Source organism: Bacteroides difficilis, assembly GCF_048319815.1.
GTDB classification, from domain to species: Bacteria; Bacteroidota; Bacteroidia; order Bacteroidales; family Bacteroidaceae; genus Bacteroides; species Bacteroides zhangwenhongii.
Genome location: NZ_CP182814.1, coordinates 4,898,186 through 4,916,742 on the forward strand (window position 1 = coordinate 4,898,186; position 18,557 = coordinate 4,916,742).

The 18,557-nt window shown below is 47.1% G+C and carries 22 protein-coding genes and 1 pseudogene; 9 read left to right on the plus strand and 14 right to left on the minus strand.

The window, feature by feature from the left end:
* From ACNOGP_RS19210 to ACNOGP_RS19250, 9 genes are all read right to left on the minus strand, one after another.
* Positions 1–207 carry a hypothetical protein gene (locus ACNOGP_RS19210; RefSeq protein WP_005816302.1) on the minus strand — a complete coding sequence of 69 codons (207 nt, stop codon included), beginning with the start codon at positions 205–207 and terminating at the stop codon, positions 1–3.
* Entirely contained in the window at positions 204–641 is a 438-nt protein-coding gene (locus tag ACNOGP_RS19215) for a DUF4186 domain-containing protein (protein WP_005816300.1), read from the minus strand. Before ACNOGP_RS19215 ends, ACNOGP_RS19210 begins: the two co-directional genes overlap by 4 nt.
* Positions 641–844, minus strand: coding sequence for a hypothetical protein (locus ACNOGP_RS19220; RefSeq protein WP_008144459.1), 204 nt, complete (start codon positions 842–844; stop codon positions 641–643). The genes ACNOGP_RS19215 and ACNOGP_RS19220 overlap by 1 nt, the downstream gene beginning before the upstream one ends.
* On the minus strand, positions 825–1,070 hold the full coding sequence (locus ACNOGP_RS19225) for a hypothetical protein (protein WP_005816298.1): 246 nt from the start codon (positions 1,068–1,070) through the stop codon (positions 825–827). Before ACNOGP_RS19225 ends, ACNOGP_RS19220 begins: the two co-directional genes overlap by 20 nt.
* 14 nt (positions 1,071–1,084) lie before the next feature.
* On the minus strand, positions 1,085–1,660 hold the full coding sequence (locus tag ACNOGP_RS19230; RefSeq protein ID WP_007837469.1) for a DUF6155 family protein: 576 nt from the start codon (positions 1,658–1,660) through the stop codon (positions 1,085–1,087).
* A 10-nt stretch (positions 1,661–1,670) separates the two neighbouring features.
* Positions 1,671–1,970: a thioredoxin gene (gene trxA / locus ACNOGP_RS19235; protein WP_005816294.1), complete on the minus strand. Its 300-nt coding sequence runs from the start codon at positions 1,968–1,970 to the stop codon at positions 1,671–1,673.
* A 194-nt stretch (positions 1,971–2,164) separates the two neighbouring features.
* Positions 2,165–2,701 (minus strand): hypothetical protein, encoded by a 537-nt coding sequence (locus tag ACNOGP_RS19240; protein ID WP_005816292.1) that lies wholly within the window; start codon positions 2,699–2,701, stop codon positions 2,165–2,167.
* 3 nt (positions 2,702–2,704) lie between these two features.
* Positions 2,705–3,388, minus strand: coding sequence for a DUF3800 domain-containing protein (locus ACNOGP_RS19245; RefSeq protein ID WP_005816290.1), 684 nt, complete (start codon positions 3,386–3,388; stop codon positions 2,705–2,707).
* A 16-nt stretch (positions 3,389–3,404) separates the two neighbouring features.
* A complete protein-coding gene (locus ACNOGP_RS19250) occupies positions 3,405–4,028 on the minus strand; it encodes a recombinase family protein (RefSeq protein WP_005816288.1) in 624 nt (207 codons plus the stop codon).
* A gap of 254 nt (positions 4,029–4,282) precedes the next feature.
* Between ACNOGP_RS19250 and ACNOGP_RS19255 the strand changes: the two genes are divergently transcribed.
* The 7 genes from ACNOGP_RS19255 (at position 4,283) to ACNOGP_RS19285 (ending at position 10,927) form a co-directional block, all read left to right on the plus strand.
* Positions 4,283–5,395, plus strand: coding sequence for a hypothetical protein (locus ACNOGP_RS19255; protein WP_005816286.1), 1,113 nt, complete (start codon positions 4,283–4,285; stop codon positions 5,393–5,395).
* Positions 5,396–5,419: 24 nt separating this feature from the next.
* On the plus strand, positions 5,420–5,866 hold the full coding sequence (locus ACNOGP_RS19260; RefSeq protein WP_004319947.1) for a hypothetical protein: 447 nt from the start codon (positions 5,420–5,422) through the stop codon (positions 5,864–5,866).
* Between the two features lie 78 nt (positions 5,867–5,944).
* On the plus strand, positions 5,945–6,358 hold the full coding sequence (locus ACNOGP_RS19265; protein WP_005816283.1) for a hypothetical protein: 414 nt from the start codon (positions 5,945–5,947) through the stop codon (positions 6,356–6,358).
* Positions 6,348–6,842 carry a hypothetical protein gene (locus ACNOGP_RS19270; RefSeq protein ID WP_005816282.1) on the plus strand — a complete coding sequence of 165 codons (495 nt, stop codon included), beginning with the start codon at positions 6,348–6,350 and terminating at the stop codon, positions 6,840–6,842. Before ACNOGP_RS19265 ends, ACNOGP_RS19270 begins: the two co-directional genes overlap by 11 nt.
* A gap of 79 nt (positions 6,843–6,921) precedes the next feature.
* On the plus strand, positions 6,922–7,806 hold the full coding sequence (locus ACNOGP_RS19275; RefSeq protein WP_005816280.1) for a hypothetical protein: 885 nt from the start codon (positions 6,922–6,924) through the stop codon (positions 7,804–7,806).
* 208 nt (positions 7,807–8,014) lie between these two features.
* On the plus strand, positions 8,015–9,466 hold the full coding sequence (gene mobV / locus ACNOGP_RS19280) for a MobV family relaxase (protein ID WP_005816278.1): 1,452 nt from the start codon (positions 8,015–8,017) through the stop codon (positions 9,464–9,466).
* 54 nt (positions 9,467–9,520) lie between these two features.
* The gene (locus ACNOGP_RS19285) at positions 9,521–10,927 is read left to right on the plus strand and encodes an OmpA family protein (protein ID WP_005816276.1); all 1,407 of its coding nucleotides are present in this window, start codon (positions 9,521–9,523) and stop codon (positions 10,925–10,927) included.
* 140 nt (positions 10,928–11,067) lie between these two features.
* Here ACNOGP_RS19285 and ACNOGP_RS19290 read toward each other — a convergent pair whose 3' ends face one another.
* Positions 11,068–12,330 carry an ATP-binding protein gene (locus tag ACNOGP_RS19290; protein ID WP_005816273.1) on the minus strand — a complete coding sequence of 421 codons (1,263 nt, stop codon included), beginning with the start codon at positions 12,328–12,330 and terminating at the stop codon, positions 11,068–11,070.
* Between the two features lie 394 nt (positions 12,331–12,724).
* Between ACNOGP_RS19290 and ACNOGP_RS19295 the strand changes: the two genes are divergently transcribed.
* Together ACNOGP_RS19295 and ACNOGP_RS19300 are read left to right on the plus strand one after the other, a co-directional pair.
* Positions 12,725–13,018 (plus strand): hypothetical protein, encoded by a 294-nt coding sequence (locus ACNOGP_RS19295; RefSeq protein ID WP_005816271.1) that lies wholly within the window; start codon positions 12,725–12,727, stop codon positions 13,016–13,018.
* Between the two features lie 2 nt (positions 13,019–13,020).
* Positions 13,021–13,386, plus strand: coding sequence for a DUF2958 domain-containing protein (locus tag ACNOGP_RS19300; RefSeq protein WP_005816269.1), 366 nt, complete (start codon positions 13,021–13,023; stop codon positions 13,384–13,386).
* A 106-nt stretch (positions 13,387–13,492) separates the two neighbouring features.
* Here the strand turns inward: ACNOGP_RS19300 and ACNOGP_RS19305 are convergent, their stop codons facing one another.
* The 4 genes and pseudogenes from ACNOGP_RS19305 to ACNOGP_RS19320 all read right to left on the minus strand — a co-directional run bounded on the left by ACNOGP_RS19305 (position 13,493) and on the right by ACNOGP_RS19320 (position 18,512).
* Positions 13,493–15,295: a zincin-like metallopeptidase domain-containing protein gene (locus tag ACNOGP_RS19305; RefSeq protein ID WP_418214782.1), complete on the minus strand. Its 1,803-nt coding sequence runs from the start codon at positions 15,293–15,295 to the stop codon at positions 13,493–13,495.
* A gap of 37 nt (positions 15,296–15,332) precedes the next feature.
* Positions 15,333–17,144: a reverse transcriptase domain-containing protein gene (locus ACNOGP_RS19310; protein WP_121765590.1), complete on the minus strand. Its 1,812-nt coding sequence runs from the start codon at positions 17,142–17,144 to the stop codon at positions 15,333–15,335.
* 561 nt (positions 17,145–17,705) lie between these two features.
* Positions 17,706–17,900 (minus strand): annotated as a pseudogene (locus tag ACNOGP_RS19315) (ArdC family protein); the annotation flags it as partial.
* Positions 17,901–17,906: 6 nt separating this feature from the next.
* On the minus strand, positions 17,907–18,512 hold the full coding sequence (locus tag ACNOGP_RS19320) for a hypothetical protein (RefSeq protein ID WP_005816265.1): 606 nt from the start codon (positions 18,510–18,512) through the stop codon (positions 17,907–17,909).
* Positions 18,513–18,557 lie beyond the last annotated feature (45 nt).

An 18,557-nucleotide genomic window follows, 5' to 3' on the forward strand; every position in this document is an offset into this window, starting at 1 on the left:
TCATATCATTAACATGATTCTGCCAGCTTCTTTTGTGAACATTTCAGGGAAACGGCAGATTGTTGCATACACCTGCTTGCTTGTCACAGGCTGACCGTCCTTTCTCAGGTGCAGCCTATGACGATTGATGGCATCGGCAATCTGGTCGGTTGTCATGCCGCCATTTCGCTTTACCATCACATATACTATGGCTTCTTCTATCTTCATCCTTTATTCATCTGTTTTTCAATCCATGCCATCAATACGGCAACAGCATATTCCTGTTCTTCCTTGGTCAGTGCCCTGCCTGCTGAGATGTGATGCCACTTGAAGAAGCATCCCCGGCAACAACAGCCAGTGGCATGTTGAGCCAGGAAAACAGGATGCCCACGCATGGGAGTCTGCTTGCCGTCGTTCGGTATGACAGCCGGAGCAAGTCTTTTTGCCACAAAGTCCTCTGCGTGTTTTCGTATCGTCGGCAATCCCTTTTCCATTACATACTCCCTGTCTTGCTTGGACAGATGGAACCGGCTGCGAAAATCAGACTTTGCCAATCTCTCAAAGAGATTCGTCAGGTCATACTCTTTCTTATCACCAGGAACGCTTTCTTGCGGCTCTTCCTCTTGGAACAACGATGGATATATGTATTTCTGTGACATCATTATCTGTTGCTTCTGATTTCTAATGTTATATCCATATATGACCGCTTGCCGTCTATATAGTCTGCATAGAGTATTTCTTCGCTTCTGCCTTTCAGAATATGGCACTTACCGCACAGCTCACAGTTGTGCAGACATCTCCATTCATTCAGAACGTAATCCAAACGTTCCTCTCGTGTAGATGATTCAATAGAGGGTGTGCTCATAATCAGTGTCTCCCACAGCGTGGTCAATCAGTGCCTGAAACTCTTCTTCCGTATAGTCTTCTTCCCAACCATACGTTACGTCCTTTATGCCCAAAGTAAACCCTAATGCCTCAGAATAGGATATGCCAATTTCAGCTGCAAGGTCTCTTGCCGCTTGAAAAATCTGCTCTTCTTTGCTTAAGGGCAGTTGTTTCGCTTTCTTATGTTTTTTCTTTGGTTTCCCCATTTGAGTATATTCGTTTAATAATCAGCGTTGATGGGCATCTTGAAATTCCTGTATTTCTTTCGGAGTTCCTCATTTTGCGCCTTCATTTCCTCATACATATCATTCAGTGCGTCAGGAAATCCCCATCCACAAGGGCTTGCCCAACGAAGGCATTGCTTGATTCGGGAATCATACTTGTCCCAAAGGTCATAAAGCACGATGTGGCGCAATGTCTTGTCGAAATTACTCTCAACAGAATCATAGAATTGCTCCCACATGTCTCCATAGTCATAAGTGAACTGACAGGCATTCTCCATATAGAACACCATCAATTCTGCGACTGAATCTTCCGAAGGCTTCAGTTTCTTGAAGTCGGACAATGCCTTGCGGCACACTGAGAAGCGTGTCTTTGGCTCTCTGTTTCTGCTCGGATAGAACTCTTCCCGTATGATGTGCTTATACTCTTCCAGCTTCTGGCCCTCATTCGGCTCTGCATAGAAGTCAAGATATTCCTTTGCCTCTTTCCGTGCAGAATAAAGTTCCAATACCATTTTTATTATTTCACTCTTGTCCATGGACATGAGGACAGACTTTAATTTAGATTTTGACATTTCTGCTCTTTTATCTTAAAAACGGGTCAATCGTTGCCAGCAACTCTGATTTCTGCATCACACCGCTCGTCCTCCACAACACTTCGCCGCGTCTGAACAGCATCAATGTGGGCACAGACTGTATGCCATACTGACTTGCAGTCACCCCATACTTGTCCACATCTACCTTGATGATGCGGATTCTGTCACCCAACACTTCCTTCACCTGCTCAAGGATGGGGTGCATCATCTTGCATGGCTGGCACCAGGTGGCGAAGAAATCGACCAAGACAAGTTGGTCACTTGATATAACGTCTTTGAATGTTTCCATTACGATTTTCTGTAAAATTATGCTATTTTCTTTCCTGTTATCTTACAATACTGCCCTGCAAATGTTAAAATCGAGAAGAATTCAATGAAAAACCTTCGTTATTTCAAAGAATATTCGTACCTTTGCAGCGCTCATCTATAGATAGAAGGAGTTTCGAGACCCGGTTGCCTTTGATGCAATTCGGGTCTTGCGTTTTATAGTGGTGTCTGCAATCTCTTTTTCATCTTCTTTTCCAAAGCCTTTAGTCCATACTCTTTGTTAAGATGGTATGCTGTCAACAGATAGAATCCGTTGCTACGTTGTTGTTCCAAGACAATAACATACTTTTCCACTTTATCATAGATGTATGTTTTCTTGACCTTACGCTTTTTGCCGTCCCTCTCTTCTATGGTAAATACATCCAGATTGTCTGGTGTCAATTCTCTCACATGGTGATTTATCCAATGAAGCCTTTGTGAACGAGCCATCTCGAATACTCGCTTTGGATAAGTCGTACCGTCTTCGTTCTCAACCATGATTTCTTCACAGGTAAGATGCTTGAACAATCTTGCCATGTCAATCTCGCCATCTGTCTTTATAGGATAGATGCGCCACCCTCTGAATGAGAATTGACAGTTATCTTCTATATCACGCTTGAATATTGCATGAAGATCATGCTCTCTTTCTCGTTCACTGAGATATGCCAGTTCCAGCAGCTCAGGGTATTTCTTGATAATATTCAAACTGCTCATTGGCTATTTCAGTGCGATAAAAAACAAATTAAACTTCTTTCTAAATTTGGGAGTTGTGGTGTTGAGACTGATATTACTGTGTTTTTTTATCTTTTCAATCAGCTTCATTTTGGCTCTCACCCTTCCTTCAACTTCTCCCTTTTCATATCTAAGGTTGTAGTTGATGGCTCCCATTAGAACATCTGCCAATTGGATGAAGACACTTTCGTGTGAACGTATAAACTGAAACCTGCCAATGGAAGAGTTGTATTCCATTATTTTTCTGAGCCTCTCCAGCTTATCGCTACTGCATGTGTCCTTGATATCCATATATATGTTATATGTATAATCCATGTCCATCTTGTGATGCAGCAATTGGTAGTACATGCGAAAGTAGAAATCATTAAACGTATAGTCTTCTCGTTTCTCGTCAATCTGACTCTTGTCAACAACCACAGCCCTAAATTCCATGTCATTCATAAAGAACCAGTCTATAAGCTCTGCATAGACTTTATACGTGGCCTCGTGGACATTTGTCCATTTCAGCTCATCACTATAGCCGTGCTTCTTCTTAATATCTTTTATGGCATCTTTTGCCATGCGGATTTGTGTGTATGCTATACTTGTACATCCCAAAAGCATGTAGGGATGACCGTCATGCACCATGTGGGTGCTTTCATCACAGTAGATGTTGAATGTCTTATTCATTGTATCTGTTTTTTGTTTATTCTTTATTCCTTTTCTTCAGCGGTCCACTATGAGGTCCACGGTTCAGCGTCACACCATGCTTGTTGAGTATGCGGAACACGGAACTTCGGCTTGTGAAGCCGCTGATGGCAAAGATGTCATCTATGCTGTGCCCCTCGTTGTACATGTTCACGATATTCTTCTCACGCTCCAGTTTCGACAGTGCCCTTTCCGACTTCTTGGGCGGCCGGATATTCTGTTGCAGATGGATGATGTGTGCCGATGCCTTGCGCAGCACGGCACACTCCTCAGAGAGTGACCCGAACATACGGATGACCTGTGAGGGCTTGGTGTCGGGGAAAAGTTCGTCAAACGTATCGATGCGGTCTTGGATGGAGATGATGCGAACCACCTTCACACGGCAGTATTCTATGAATGTAGCCAGTTCACGGGTGCCACGCAGTGCGTTACTGAACCTCGACACCACCAGCTCGTCGCCGCGCTCCAGACTCGATATGAGCTGCTTCCACATCGGGCGCAGCCTCTCGTGTTCGGACAGTTCCTCTATCACCTGAACACAGCCGTATTGCTGCATCCAAGCCTTGTCTTCTGCATACTCTTCGCCATTGGTGGCGATAAAGATGTAACCTACTTTTGCCATACTGTTGTACGCTATTAAATGAAATCAAGTGCAAAGGTACACTATTTTTCCGAGAAACAATCATACTTGAACGAAAAATCATACTTAAACACGATAATTTGCCATTTTCTTTTCACTTGATTTCATTGAAAATCATACTCGCAAGTATGATACACAAATAAGATTAAACTTACTGTCATTCTTGCAAATATATCGCTGAAACGCATTAACTTTGCACCGTCAATTTCAAAATCAGACTCAAAATAATGACAACAATGAAATATGAAACCCAACTTTTCGGAGGACAAACCAACCTCCATTGCATGAAGCAAATATTGCATAATGCAAAATCAAACTCGCATGGCTGTATCAGACTTGCCATTTGTATTGCCACTGCGTTTGCCGTAGTCATGCTGACAGCATGTTCAGACGGAAACGGCACGAAGTCGTTCCATTCGAGCGATGAAGCCATCAGAGAGTATCATGGCTTTCTGACCACTCTTCGACAGAACGGCAAGGTCTCAATTCAGACATTAGTTAAGATTGTCAACGAATGGCGCGTGTTGGACGATTCCGTGACATCGTGCATCTCACGTGACACTGTCAGGAAAGCCCACTCATACCCGTTCACGGTATATCATGAGTTGAACGACTCCATCCACATCGAGCTGTGCCGTATGGCGATGTCTAAGCAACGCACCTTTCACGACCTGCTCTATCTCAGAGAACAGACCTCTTCCCATGTTGGTGATGAGGAACTACAGCAAGCCGTGAAGGAAGCACAGCCATTCTTCGCTTCCTTGGATAGCCTGCCTATATATAATAAAGGTGGTAAACAGGCGGTACTGAAGCGTTACCTGCTGTTCCTGCAAAAATCCGCCAAGCAAGGCATTCACGGCAAGGAAGACCTGCTCGCTTTCATCAAGGAAGAGCATTTGTATTTCAAATCCTTCCTGCAATACCTGCCGGATTTTGCTGACGATGACATCGGTGACATCAGACGAAACACCGAACACTGCTGTCGGGAGATACTCCGTGCCGCCGACCGCAAGGATTTGTCCCACAAGGATGCAATGATATACCTCTCCATGCGCACCAACCACCGTCTGCTGCGCAACGCACAAGCGGCTATCGAGGATCTGAATAGTGGCAGGGTAAAGGACGAGCACACCATGCACGCCTACCTCCTGATGATGATGCAGCCGTTCATGACGATGGATGACCTTTCCGTGAGCGTGCTCTCCGACAAGGACAAGGCAGACCTCTACAAAATAGCCGATGCGCTCCCCAAGGAGATGGACGGTCTGGCCAAGAAACTGCACCTCGACAAGCAACGCCTGTCGGATATGCCCATGCTCATGATGAAGATTTATGTCACAAGATTATAAACACCCCAAACAGAGAATACGATTATGTTAGAACAGTTTTGCGATGATTTCCTTGCCGTCGTGCCTTTGCAGTTGCCAGAACTGCTGGACAAGCGCAAGATGGAGAAGCCTGTCAAGTATGACGATTACGTGCTTCTTACTTTCCAGTTGAACACCCCTTTCACGATAGAGGAGGTGATGGATATGCTCGAAGACGAGATGGAAATGATAATCCTCTATCACCACATTCCAAGCCGTCATACGGAGTTCGGACACAGCTGCTGTGCCTATTCCAACCCTTCTTTCGGACGGATGTTCAAGGTCAACGGCTCCACAGATGAGCGTGGCATGGTCAGCCAGATAAAAGTGACCATCTATGACTCGCTGGAGCACATGTCGGCAGATGTATGCCTCGACCTCAGTCTGCATTGCAAGAACGGGTTCTTCAAATACATGAAGCCCAAGGAGGAAGTCCTGCTCGACTTCATTTGAAAGTTACATTTGCCAGATGACAGTCCTGTTCTACCGCAACAACGCTCCATTCTGTTGTCCACAACAAAGGCCAAAGTCATGCCACAAGCTCCCGACCATCTGATGAAGGAAACGCTTTACATGAAGATTATCCATCTTCTCGACCGTCACCGCACATGGCTGGAGATTGAGAGCATCGCCACTGTCCGCAACCACACGATAGTCAGGAACGGCAGAATGACCGACATCCTCAGCCGTGTGCTTGTGGTCAAGGCCATCCACCATCATTTCCCCTACACGAGAGGGCAAGTGTGGCAGATAGCCGAGTACGACTTGGAACAGGCTATCAAGAGCCTTCGGACAACCGACGGAGCTTTCCGTCAGAGAATAATCAAGGGAGAACTGACACTGGAGGATGTGGAGCGTATCATATCCACTGCCACACACGGTGTCGTCCAGCCCGACCTGAGTCCACTTCCATTATTCACATGCTATACATATTATGACAAGTAAGATACTGTTTCTCATCCTGATGTCAGCGTTCTTCTTTGTGACGATGATTCTGCACAGAAGCCGCAGACAGTTTATGACACGGTTCTATCTGCGCATGACCGCGCTTGTGACAGCAAGGAAGCTCTACCGGTTGATGCTGCTCATCCTGCTGTACGTGTTCCACTTCCTCTACCTCTGTGTACACTATAACGACATAGGCGTAGTGGCTTCCACCATAGCGTTTGCCATATTCTTTGTCTTTATGGATGTGGAGAGGTGGCTACAGCGTCTGCACGAGGAGCGGACACCCTTCTGCATCGCCGCGTTGGCGGCAGTGGTGTTTGTCTTCACTCCTCATCTGTTCACGCTTGCTGTCACCATCTCCTTTGTCCTTCTGGCATCACTGTTCTATCCCTCGCGCATAGTCATATCGCTGTGGAAGAACAAGGCTGACCGCAAGATGCTCCTCGAAGACACAGAAATGCTCATCATATACTACTATTAAGTATCACCTGTATCATGCCGTTCCTTTTGTATAATGGAGCTGGCGACAAACAACAGTATTCACCAAACAGATTATTGAAATGAAGAAACAGAAACATAGAACGAGTTCCGGCAAGATGTCTGAACGGATGTCCCTGTTGGAGTTCTTGAAAGAGAGGTCCGGGATAAGGCTGTCGAAGCTCGAAGCCTACCTTGACCTTGTAGACAAGGCTTCTGTACAGTACATCCCCAAGGATCTGTGCAAGCAGGAGTTCAGCCTGTCCAACGGGCAGTTTGTAATCACCATTACCGAACTGGCAGGATGCTGGCATTGGCACCGCGCCACTGTCCGCACCTTCATCGAGCAGTTGGAGAAGATGAACCAGATTTCCGTCACCCGTCTCACGAAGAGCCAAATCATCACCATCCCGATGTTGGCTGAGACACCTGCCGTTTCTCCGATTGACGCAGCCTTGGATGTGTTCCGCCAGAAGATGTGTACCGCATTGGACGAATGGCGAAGCGGCAAGATGTCCGCATCGGCTTGCGCCTCGGAATGTGAACAACTCTACGAAGATGCAACAGAGGAAGTAGCCATTATCTTGCAGAAAGCCGACAATGGCAATTCAATTGGCAAGGTGCCATGCGGAAGAAACATTCCCGAATCTGTAGGACACGCCTTTTGTATGACTGCACTCACAGCTGTCTGCGAAGCCACCTTCCATCAGGTGCTTTCGCAGGAAACAGATAACGCCCTCGTTACCTCCCTTCTTCCCTTCTTTTACAAAGACCTGGGAGGAGACTGGCTCTCATTCATCGAGGCGGCAAAGGCAATATCAGAATTGGCATTGGATGGCAGCTCACCAGCCTTGCATCAGGAAAGCGCAGCCATCAAGTCACAGTTTCAGTCACTCTGCCGACCGTTCCTTGCCATTGTAGCCAACCAAGAGGGCTCCTGTCCATCAAAAGGCTGTATTAACCTCTAATAATCACCGTACAACGCTTCTTCTTTTCTACTGGCACAGTGTTTACACGTCTGCCATTGCTGTAAAATAATCGGGCTTGCCCGTTGGTCGGAAATGAGGGAATTTGGGTAGCCTAATACCCCTCTTGGTCTCCGACCATCGGGAGGCTGTCCTTACAAGCAGCAAGCTGGAGACAGGAGAGTTGTACACACATAAAAGGAAATAGGTTATGGCAACACCAAAACAGGTTATGGATTTCCGACCATCTAAGGGAATCACCACAGCACAGAGCAACGAGCACCAACGCCGTTGGACGGAAAAGGGTTGGGGATCCGCTGAATCAACAGGCAACTACGACCGCAGCCGTGAGCGGCTCAACTTCGAGGTTCGGGGCGGCAAGGTTTGTCCTATAGACAAGAGCCGAAGCATCCCGGAGCGCATGGCAGACATCCTGCGGAGCCGTGGAATCAAAGACCCCAACGAGGGACTGGCAGAGCCACGCTTCCGCACAGTGGTCAATTTCATCTTCGGAGGCTCACGAGAACGTATGACAGAATTGGCATTCGGTGACCAGAAGGTGAATCTCACTCACGGAGCGGACAATTCGCATCTAACCCGATGCAAGGACATTGAGGAATGGGCAAAGGATGTTTACCGCTTTGTTGCGGACAAATACGGTGAGGAGAACATCGTCGCTTTCATCTTACACTTGGACGAAACCAATCCGCACGTTCACTGCACCCTCTTGCCAATCAAGGACGGCAAGTTTGCATACAAACAGATATTCGCCGGAAAGGACAAGTACGAGTTTTCTGCCAGGATGAAAGCCCTGCACAGCGAATTTGCCGATGTCAACAAGCGTTGGGGCATGGAGCGCGGAACTTCCGTCTCAGAGACGGGAGCACGCCACCGCACCACCGAAGAATACCGCCGCCAGCTGTCAGAACAGTGCACCACCATTGAGCAGTCCGTCGCCACCCATCAGCGGACACTCGCCTCGCTCCAATCGGACATCCGTCTGGCAGAGCGGAGAGTAAAAGGACTCACCTCAATGGTCAACAACCTCTTGCAGGAGAAGGCTGAGAAGGAGGCGGCACTTGCTGAATTGCATCGGCAGATTCTTGCAGGTCACGACAATCCTGATGCTCTCCGTCAGCAAGTCCAAGAGCTGGAGCAGGAACTGTCCGCTATCCAGTCGAAACTGGACGACAAGCAGGAGAAGCTCTCAGAGGCTGACCGCAAGCTCGATGCCCTGCGTGAGGAGATGACCGCCATGAAGGAGCGCACGGAGGAGTTGCGGCAGGAGGCACACAGATATTCCGATACTATCCGACAAGGTGCGGACACCGTTCTCAGAAATGCCCTTCTCGAAAACATGGTCAGCGAGTTCTCCGAACGTGTGGCACGGCTTTCCAATGAGGGCAAGGACGTGTTTGACGGTTCCCTGCTTCAGGCCTTTGCGGAGAATGGAACGGAGGTGATGTACTGTGCCACGCTTCTATTCCTCGGCTACGTCGATGATGCCACCACCTTTGCCGAAGGTCATGGCGGTGGCGGCAGTTCGTCCGACCTCAAATGGGGACGTGACGATGACGAGGATGAACGCGCTTGGGCACGCCGTTGCATGATGAAAGCTGCACGCATGATGCGCCCCTCTTCCGGCAAAAGGAAGAAACGATAAGCGGCACTGTCACGTATCACCTGTTATAGTATTCACCAGATTAAATTGAACAACATGAGAAAAATACTTATTCTATCCCTTGGCTTCGCCCTTTCATTGGGTGCGCAAGCCAAAGACTATCACCGCACGGCGGACACCACCACCGTTGTATGCAGACTTTCGGCAGACGGTATGCTTCGTCCGCTTAAACCTTCCTACATGAAAGGGGCATTGGTAGCTTCGCCATGGACGGACAACTGGTTTGTCCAAGCGGCAGGAGGAACTACGGTCTTCCTCGGCAAACCGCTCGGATGCAACGACCTATTCGGTCGCATGAAACCGGCATTCTCCGTGTCGATCGGCAAATGGTTCACACCTTCCGTCGGCGGTCGTCTGAACTATGGCGGTATGCAGTTCAACGACTGCAACAACTCCTCGCAGGACTACCAGTACCTGCGTGCTGATTTCATGTGGAATGTCCTCGGCAACCTCTACAAGGACGATGTACACACTCTTGCCAGATGGAGTGTCATTCCATACGTGGGCGTGGGTATGCTGCACAACAAGGTGAATGCCCACAAGCCCTTTGCCATTTCCTACGGCATACAGGGGCAGTATCATCTCTCCCCACGCATTGCTGTTACGGCAGAGATAGGCAACATGACCACCATGCAGGATTTTGACGGCTATGGCAAGGCACACCGCCTTGGCGACCATCTGCTGTCCGCATCCCTCGGCCTCTCTGTCCGCATCGGCAAGACTGGCTGGAAGCGAGTGATAGACGCTCGCCCGTACATCGCACAGAACGAATGGCTTTCGGCATACGCCTCATCCCTTTCTGACAGCAACAGCCGCTATCACGCCCAGCACGATCGAGATTGTCAGACTCTGGAGCAGCTGCGCAAGATTCTTGCCATCGAGGGACTTCTGGACAAGTACGGCCACCTCTTTTCTGACGATGCCGCTTCTTCCGTCACAAATGGCTATCCTCGAAACGACTACAGCGGTCTCAACTCGCTGCGTGCAAGAATGAGAGACAAGTATGGTAATGGTCAAAAGACAAAGGTCATGGAGTCCGCCTCTTGTACAGAAGAATATGGCAATGCTGAAGGTGAGCCGGAAGACGATTACCTATCGCTCATCCACTCAGGAAAGGCTTGCATAGGTGCGCCCATCTATTTCTTCTTTGAACTTGGCACTGACAGGTTGCTCAACAGGTCACAGCTCGTCAATCTCGACGAAGTAGCACGCATCGCCAAGAAATATGGCTTGAAAGTTAAGGTCATCGGCGCTGCCGACAGTGCCACAGGCAGTGAAGCCATCAATGATAACCTCAGCCGTTCCCGTGCCAGATTCATTGCAGAGGAACTGATGAAACGTGGTATGGAAAATGGCACCATCTCTCAGATTTTCGATGGCGGCATTGACGATTACTCGCCCAATGAGGCGAACCGCCATACCAGAATCCTGCTGTATCTATAGCCAGACATACAGCTCCGAACAAGAGCACTAAAACTTTTTTTTCATTGATAAATTTTAGAAAGGGAGGGCTTGTCCGTGATGGATAGGCCCTCCCTTAATCATATATGTATTAACGCATATTCTATGCGCATATCTTTTTTTTATCCGTGTTTCTCAGTACTTGACCAGTCAAGCAGGAAGTCATATATACTCATTATCTGTATGCCGTTTTCGTCGCTCCACTGCTTGGTATGTTCTCCCACGATCAGCAGTTTGCGGAAAGAGTCATCTACAAGACGCAACGACCGTTTCTCCTGTTCCATCTTTTCTGCATCGGGCATACGCCACGCCGACTGGATGTAGATCCGCTCGCTCCCTTTGTTGCAGACAAAATCCACTTCCAATGTCACCCTCTGCTGCTTTCCTTCCGTATTCCTCACTCGATGATAGACGTTACCCACATCCACGAGCCATCCTCGCATACGCATCTCATTGTAGATGACGTTCTCCATGATATGTGTCGGCTCGCTCTGACGGAACGACAGAATAGCATTCCTCAGACCTACGTCCTGATAATAATACTTGGACAACGAACCTATGTATTTCCGTCCTTTGATGTCGAACCTTTCGGATTTTTCGATAAGGAAAGCATCCTGCATATATTCCAGATAAGCCGACACTGTCTTGTCGGTTATGCTCTGCACATTGCTTACGGACTTGAACGTATTGGCTATATTCAGTGCATTGACAGGTGCTCCTATACTGGATGCTACGGTCTTCGACAATTCTTCAAATTCAGGTCTCAGTTCTATGTTGTTCCGCTCGTAGATGTCACGTAGATATACCGTGCGATAAAGGCGACGCAGGAAATCAGCCTTCTTCTCATCCCCAACCTGTGTAAGTAGTTGCGGCAAACCTCCGTACAGTCTGTATTCAGCCCAACCGTCTTCTTTCGAACCATCATACACCGTCATGAACTCCTTGAAGGATAGTGGCCACACATGTATCTCGTCACCTCTGCCTCGGAATTCCGTCACCAGGTCAGAGGACAGGAAACGCGAGTTGGAGCCTGTGACATACACATCCGCCCCTTCGGTAACTGACAAGGAAGAGAGCACCTCTACAAAGTCTTCCACCTCCTGCACCTCGTCGATGATGATATAATAAGTCTCATAGTCAATCATCATCTTTTCCACCCAGTCCAACAGGTAGTCCGGGTTCTTGAACTCTCTGTTCTTCCTACTCTCCATGTCGATGACGAGAATATGGTCTTCTCTCACGCCCTCATCCAATAGATGCTGATGAAAGAGTTTCTTCAGAAGGAACGACTTGCCTGAACGTCGCAATCCTGTGATTATCTTTATGAGCCCGTTGTTCTTTGAACGGCTCAACTGTTCTATGTATCTATATCTGTTTACTATCATATTTTACGAAAAACTGTCACTTGTGACACTTTTTCGGAGGCAAAGTTATATATTTTATCCTAAATCAAAGAAAGAAATAAAGAAAAATGCACTAAAAATCAATGATTTTCCTGTTTTGTAGTGTCTATTCCACTTGCCGATGCCCATTTTTCTTTGCAAAGTTACTGCCCGGGCGAATGGTCAAGTACCGCCATGCTAACAGGCAGAGGACTGAACGACAGCTTTCCGCAAATCAAAGATTTGGGTATTTCATTAACTCCTCCGTCTGTTTTCTTGCCTTATCGCCCTCATTCCGCAGTCTTTTGATGCACGAAAAATCAGTTCCCGACAAGAGGAGCCGAAAGGCTTCAAAAGGAGGGAAGAAAAACAAGTTGAACAAATAATTTCTTTGCGTATGGAATTACACAGATTATCAGAAAACGAGCAGGCATTTGTCGAGTGCTTCTCACGGTTCGTAAACGGTCAGATGGGGTCAGCCGCCAAGGTAGGCAATGCCCTTGCAGATGACCATCGCTATCTTATCAACGAAAAGGGCAAGGTGGTGTTTGCCTTCTTGGAACGCCTTGCCAACGACTATCAAAAAGGTCGTTATGACCAGCGTGACGAGTGGGTGTGCCGATTGGCAGCAGAGGCCATCGAACACCTTGTAGAGAACAGAATGTATTACAGAACACTTAACAACGATTGACTATGGCAAGCAGATTGATTACACCCGTATTGGAGGAGATACTGAAATCCTATCCTCTGTATTCACAGGACGGCAAAGGCAAGGATGCCGTTTGTGTGGCAATATTCTTCATCGGACACGTCCGTTGGTTCGTACTTGAAGGACAGCCGGAAGGTAACGACACCACGTTGTTCACCATCGTATGCGGTCTGCATGAAACGGAGTATGGCTATACCTCCGTCAATGAAATGGAGAGCGTAAAGGTGGATGGCTCCAAATATGGAGTGGACGAGATATTTCAAGTGGAGCAGTTGGACGGCTTCAAGCCGGTGAAACTGAAGAGCATTCCAGACGAGGATTTACAAGCATTCCTTCATAATATGGAATGACCCCAAATTAAATCAGCCGCAGGGACATTACTCCTTGCGGCTGACTATTGTTAGTACCTACTATGAGTAGTAAAGCCTACGATTAGTATATACTACGATACTACTCTCATCTTCGGAAAGCGGACTTGGCAACGTGCTCCTCTTGTACCTCTTCCTTCTGGTACTCCTCCATGTCAAGCAGTTGCTCATACGCAGAGCTGATGTTTGCGTCCATAGAATGGTTGTGGCTGAAAGGGAAGGTATGCTTCACAGAGAGTCCTGCATTGGTCACAGTCCCCACATCCAGGCTATCCTTATCCTTGTTATATTGCAGGTTCAGCAAACCACCATTCGGCATTTGGAATATCGGCATTTTTCGCTGCGCCAATTCCGAAAACTCTTCGGCGGTCATCTCCCTCGCCACAGCCTTCACGTCCTCACTGGCACGTCCTATGCCATAGCGAGTGATATGGTCACGCACTTCTTGCTCCGTATGCTTCAGGAACACCTCATACGTACCGCCGACACTCCCGTTATAGACCACTGCAAAGTCCTTGTCCTCTATTAGCAGGTCATCGCCTCTGTTCTGGCACGGCTTCCTGTAGGTCTGCTCCTCGTCCATGCCGTTCCCGTCATAGTATTCCTTGGCAAGCGTCAGCAGTCCTTGATAGTCACCTTTCTCCTTTAGCTTATCCAGTTCCGATGTGTCATCCGTTGATTGGAGATAGGCGATGGAGGCATAATAGACGTTTTCTTTCGATTGTGAAGGCTCTGTCAGGCTTTTGTACTGGGCAAAAGCCTCCTGATAATTGGTGTCAAGGTCTTTGCCGTGGTCGTAAGGAACAGAGAGTTTCACTTCCAGACCGTTACTCGTCGGCACAGCAATCTTTACAGAGTCCTCCTTCTCATGATGCTGGATATATACAGCAGAACCATTATATGCCAAGACTGCATGGTCGCCGTCATCTATGGATAGATAACTTTTCCCTTGCCCGTTTTCCTGCTCAGCCTTTTTCTCCTGGTCTATCTCCATAGCAATCTTGTCGATATGCTGCGTGAGCATTGAGGTAGCTTTTTTCACATCGAGTAGCGTGGTCTTGATGAACTGCGGCGACTCCTTCAGCGAATCCAGCCAAGACTTCAAATAGGCAGCCGAATCTCCTTTCAGATGCTTTGTCATGCCATACCGCTGAGCGGTCAGCGCAGCCGTCAGTTCTGCCACCAGTTCCTCGCGTGCATACTCTGCCGAGCCGAAGGTAGCGGGCTTGATGCGGTCTAACTGTCCCTCCGCACCCGTGGAGTGTCCCATCTCGTGGAAAAGGTTCGAGTAGAAAGACTCCCCATCCTTGAACTGCCTTTTCTCAGGCATCACAATCTCATTCTTGCTGATGGAGAAATAGGCGGAATCACCGAACATCGGTTTGATGGGACATATCCAACGGTTGTCCGCTATCATCCTATCCACGGGTTCAAAGGCAAACTGCTCGTCCTTCTCTACCTTGGGCATCGAGTATTCCTGTTCCAGTTTCTCCCAAAACTCTGGTCTGACCTCCTTCAGGTTGGTCTGCGCCACATTGAAGACATGGTAAGTCTGAAGCTTTGGATATACATTGTACTTTTCGCGCTCTTCCTGAGAGAGCAGTTTGTAGTCCTCCCACTTGATGTGTTCCTTTGTTTCCTTATTGACCACCGTAAACGTGGTGAGCATCACGGGGAAAGAATGCTCACCTTTCAGTACTGACACACGGGGCTTCTGTTCCTCGTCTTTCTTGCCAGTTTTGTTAAACTGCTGTATGCGGTCGAAGGTACAGAAGCGAGGAATCTTGTAACCCTCCTTCTCGCAATGCAGGAGCAGTAGGCTCGATATTCGACGCCTTGACACCTTTCGGTGGTAGGTTTCCAAATATCTGCCCCCAAACCGTACGTACATGTCTCCATGTATACGGCTTTCCATTAATAACATCAATCTATTTTTCACTTGCTCTTTGGATTTTCGCATTGCATGTTTCGCATACTACTAACGTTTTCCTGCGCTTTTTGAGCATAAGTTTTTCCCATTCGTTCTCACCCTTTAAAAGTGTGAGTTTACGCACGTGATGCATCACTACATTGCCAGTTTGACCGCATAGTTCGCAACATGAAGTTTTAAGTCTGTCAACAAGAGTTGGCTCAGGAAGCCAACAAGTATTTGGCAGATTGTCCACTTCGGGAAAATCGTTGATAGTTTGGCGCTTAAAGCCTTGATTGTATAACACTACACATTTCTCTTTGCCATTCTTATCCTTGTAGGGAATCACAAAGTCCTTATCTTTTCGGTATTTATTTCTTACCTTACTGATAGTACTGTTGTGCTTGTTGGCAAGGGTTTTGTATAGGCTAAACCTCATCGCATAGCCAAATCCGCTTCCTACCGCAGCTATATTGTTGGCAATAGAGAAATAATTGTAGAAACCTCTGATTTCAAGATTGTATTGCATCAAGATTTCTTCTTCCTTCTTACCGACTAAATATCCACGAGATTCGGGCCACCATAATCTTCTTCCTTGAATGTCCTTGATTCTTATGGCCTTTAGAGCCAAAAGTTTCTTTTCGACATTATCGGGAGAGAGCGATATGACAACCTTCCCTTGGAAAGACCTACGGGTGAAGCCAAGGCTATTTCTTCGTAGCGTATTTGACTTTTGGACTGAGATTTCGAATCCGAGAAATTTAGCATGTTCATGCGAGTGAGTGATTAAGGTCTTTTCATCGGAAAGTTCCAACTTCAGTTTATCACGCATATAAATCGTGATGTCCTCTTTCATCTTCTTGCAATCTTCTTTACTGCCAATTACTCCGATTAGGAAATCGTCTGCATAACGAACATATTTCATTCGTTTGTAGTTTTCATCCATTGCCATGTTGTACGGAATTGTAACCATTTTGGCTTTCAATGCTTGGATTTCGTCCATTAGTTGTTGTCTAACAGATTCGTCCATTTCGCTTTTAAGCTTGCGTTTCAGTGCATTACGTTTGTTGCAGAAACGGTTATACTCGGGGTTGACCCTTCTGCCTTTTCCAGTGTTGAAGTTTTCGGCATATTCCTTGATATACTTATCGAACTGGTCAAGATAAATGTTTGCCAAAATTGGGCTAACGATTCCACCTTGGGGTGTTCCCGAGTACGTCTTGTGATATGTCCATTTCTCCATATAGCCAGCATTGAGAAACTTGCGGATTAGTCGTAGAAAACGTTCGTCACTAATTCTCAGTTTGAGAATATCGATGAGTACATTATGGTCAATATTATCAAAGAAACCTTTTATGTCTCCTTCGATAAACCATTTCGCACCAGTGAAGTGTTTTTGGATGTCATCCATTGCAGTATGGCAACTCTTGAAAGGTCTAAAGCCGTGAGAAGTGCATTCAAAATGCCCTTCATATATGGCTTCAAGAAGCATTCTTGTTACCTCTTGCACAAGTTTATCCTCAAAGGACGGAATACCAAGAGGACGGAGTTTTCCGTTTTTCTTTGGTATATACGTTCTTCTTGCCGGAACTGGTTGGTAAGTCTCGTTTTTGAGGCTTTCGATGAGTCTTTCTATTCTTTGAGTTGACATTTGGTCTATAGTTTTGCCATCTGCTCCAGGTGTCATATTGCCTGGCTTTGCATATATGCGCTGATAAGCAATATAGAACATCTGTTCATTGAATAGATTCCGATACAGCCTTTCGAACTTGTAATCCGAAACTTTGCTGTGAACGATTAGATTGTTTAATACTTGCTCTGGATTTCTCATAATGTCTCTCACATTATCCTTTGTTTGTATTAAGTTATTAACTGCTCTCCTTCGCCATGTGCAAGGCTTTCCCTTGCTCGGACTACTACGAGAGCTCCGTTACCATGTCGGGTATTCAGAACCTATAATTCATAGCCTTTCGGCATCCCGATTTAGGTAATCCCAGTTTAGTTACGTAATAACTATTAGCACGATAGATTTTCGGATGCGACTTTCGTCTTTTTCTACTTATTGCAGTGTGTCGTAACCGATTCTTTTGCCACTCAGACTGATGTTTTGAATGAGGGTGTTACGATACGTCGTTTGTAATTGCCTTCCGACGCAGCCACAGCGTATGCCACTTGACTATCGTTTAACCAATCAAGGTTTCATCCTTGTATCTATCTTTCTACCTCACCCCTCAGTAGCAACATGGCAATTAGTTGACTTAGGGTTTTACTGACATGCTACACTCCCCATCGGGTTTCCCCTACGGATAAGTCAGTTGGTAGTAGGTGATTCGAATCCTCACCTAATCTCTTGCCAAAGAGATATTTATTACGCAGCCAATACTGGCGCACACATCATAGCGTTCATGCCATTATATTCTCGTCCGTTCAGGTTTTTCGGCCATTGCAACGCACCTTCAGTAAACCAGGGCTTTTTCCATCCGTCTTTGCCCGACAGCGACTGAATACGCTCAATCATCATATCGGCAAACAGGTCGAGTGCCTTGTCTTCGGCACTCGGACCTTCCTTAGCATAAGGCTTTCCCATAGTCAATTAACCATTATAGGGCTGCGGAACATATTCGCTCATTTCAGACACTCGGCAGGAGAAGTCCAGTTTGTCATTGAAGACACTGACAGACAATGCCCCTTTGATGTTCGCTTTCACGCCTGGTTGCAGCCATGCCTCGCATTTGCCATCGAATAGGAAGAAACTTACCCAGATGTATTCAAATCCGTCCTGTACTTTCTCTGCGCTGAAAGCGGAGAACTGGCAGTACGGCACACCATTCTTGTCCGTCTTGTCCTCAATGCTCTTGCCCACCTTGCCGCGGAACTCCATCACGCCCTTGATGCAGTCCTCTGCCTCGTCAGGCTGGTGGCTGATGCTGCTTGCCGACAGGTTGAAATAAAGGACATCGCCCCATTTTCTTGGTACCAATACACCGGCTACCTCAATGCGTTCGCCGATGTTGCAGCTGCCCACCTCCGTCAGTGTCCCATCTTTGATGACCGACACCTCGATGGTCTTGTTAATCCCGCTCTTCGCTGGAATGACTACGTTCATGGCAAAGCTCACGAATGCCTTGCCCTCCTTGTTCGTGCGGCAGGTCGCAGCCTTGCTGACCGTTCCGCACACTGTTACATTACATTTGATCATTGCTCGATACTATTTGAATTATACATATCCATCGTCCAAGTGAAA